The sequence below is a fragment of the Taylorella asinigenitalis ATCC 700933 genome, assembly GCF_000687755.1.
In the GTDB taxonomy this organism is placed as follows: domain Bacteria; phylum Pseudomonadota; class Gammaproteobacteria; order Burkholderiales; family Burkholderiaceae_B; genus Taylorella; species Taylorella asinigenitalis.
This window is the reverse complement of sequence record NZ_JHXN01000030.1, coordinates 1-2,211: the sequence shown is the minus strand read 5'-3', so window position 1 is coordinate 2,211 and position 2,211 is coordinate 1. Positions and strand designations below refer to the sequence as shown.

The following is a 2,211-nucleotide window of genomic DNA, read 5'->3' as shown; positions in this document are numbered from 1 at the left end:
AGCTCTTTGCGTTTATGATGCGGGAATAGCTCAGTTGGTAGAGCGCAACCTTGCCAAGGTTGAGGTCGCGAGTTCGAGACTCGTTTCCCGCTCCACTCCCCCTTTTCTTACTCATTCATTATTTCTCATACCTTTCATAAGTAATTGATTTTACTAGAAGTATACCAATAATATACTTTCATAAATCTATCATAATTGTCTTATAGCCACACTCATTTAGTGGTGTAATTAGTGGTGTAGTACAATCAAAAGTGGTGTAAATTAGATTGTAAAGGTTATATAGTGGGAAAATTAACTGAACTAAAAATAAAAAACCTTAAACCTGATCCACACAAAAGAGTAGTTAAGTACTCTGATGGAAGTAACTTATATTTAGAAGTACATAAAAATGGGATTAAAACTTGGTTACTTAGATATAAAGGGCTGGATGGTAAAGACAAATCAATTTCTCTTGGACCATATTTTAAAAATAACAAATATGAAATTAGCTTATCTAATGCTAGAGAGAAAGCTTATCAGATTCAGCTTGATTTAAAAAATGGCATTGAGCCTATCAAAATTACCAAGTCAAATAAAACTACAAGATCTGAAGACTCTAAATATCTTTTAGAAGAAGTTGGAAGAGAGCTTATAGAGATTAAGAGAAATAATAAAAACATCTCTTCTAAAAGATATACAAAATTGCTAGGTTACTTAAATAATCACTTAATACCTACAATAGGAAATATAGATATTAGAAATGTAGATACCCAATTAATTATAAATAATCTAGGCGATCTTGAAGATAAAGGGAAAACTACTCCTGCTGAATCATTGGGTTTACTAAAAGAAATTTTAAAGCATGCATTTCTTAAGAATTACATAAATCATATTCCAGACATCAATCCAGTTAAATTGTATTTGACCAAAAATGTAGTCAAACATCACCCACATGTGGATTTAGAAGAGATACCAAATCTATTAGAGGGAATATCTAATATAGATACTAGATCAGTAAATCCTGTTAATTTATTAGGTCTAAAACTGATGGTTATTCTATTTATAAGGCATGGTGCATTCATAAAGATAAAATGGGAACATGTGGATTTTGAAAAGAAACTATTGACTATTCCAAGTGAAAACCAAAAGGGTAGTATTATTCAAAAGGAAAGTGGTGTATTAGAGCAAATAATACCATTACCTACTCAAGCCTTAGATTTGTTAAATCAACTCAATGAGTATTCAGGACAATATGAGTATATATTTCCTAGTGATTCTAGAAGTAAAAATAAACATATATCAGAAGGTACATTGATTAAGATATTGAAGAGAGTAATATCCTCTGAAAAACAAAATATACATGGCTTTAGAGGTTTAGCTAGTACATGGTTAAATGAAAAATATCCTCAATTCCAAAGCGTTATTGAAAATATGCTTAATCATAAAAGTAAAAATCCAGTACAGAGAGCTTATGATCATTCTAAACAATTAAAACATCAGAAAGAACTATGGCAAGCATGGGCTGATTTTCTAGAGAATAACAATCTTAAAATAAGCTAAGATTTCAATATCTTATTTACTTCAAGGTATATAAATTTCTAATTTTATCCACTATCTAGTATCTATACACTTAATAAGAACTTAGCTATACCTAATTTTTTTCTCTCATTATTATCACTTCTATAAAATCAAAGGAAAAGGTGCAAAAAAAACAGCCCACTCGTAGCGTAGCGTAGTGGGGCTTTTGCACTATAAAGTTAAAAGATATGTATTCCTATCGGAATACTTAAAAAGAGGGCAATATAGCCCTCTTTTTAGGATAATGAGAAAGAAAACCTTATAGATTATTACTTACGTATTATCTAATGGTAATTGTATGGATCATAGCCATTGAGTAGGTAATAATCTTGGCTTTTAAATCAAATTGTTTTATTGAATTTATATATTTAAAATACCGTCTTTCATTCTATTAAGATTTATTTAGAATTTTGAGTTGTGTAAGTGGTGTAAATGGTGTAACTACACCTCTTCAATTTAAGATAGCAATATTATTTAGATGGTGTAATTAGTGGTGTAAAATAAAATTTTATTTTAAAGAACTGCATAATTACTAGCTATTAGTGAATCGTGCGATTCCCGTTTCCCGCTCCATTTAAACTTTTCCATATGCTTAATATAATCGTTAATTCTTAAATTAGAGTTCATAAAGGAATAGCCTCTTTTAAAGCAGTT

1 protein-coding gene and 1 tRNA gene are annotated in these 2,211 nt (G+C 29.7%); both read left to right on the top strand.

All coding sequences use genetic code 11. The features are described from left to right. Positions 1 to 19: 19 nt before the first annotated feature. Positions 20 to 95 (top strand) — tRNA-Gly (locus T432_RS0107685). Positions 96 to 282: 187 nt separating this feature from the next. Beyond that, positions 283 to 1,539: a tyrosine-type recombinase/integrase gene (locus T432_RS0107680; protein ID WP_028884781.1), complete on the top strand. Its 1,257-nt coding sequence runs from the start codon at positions 283 to 285 to the stop codon at positions 1,537 to 1,539. Positions 1,540 to 2,211 lie beyond the last annotated feature (672 nt).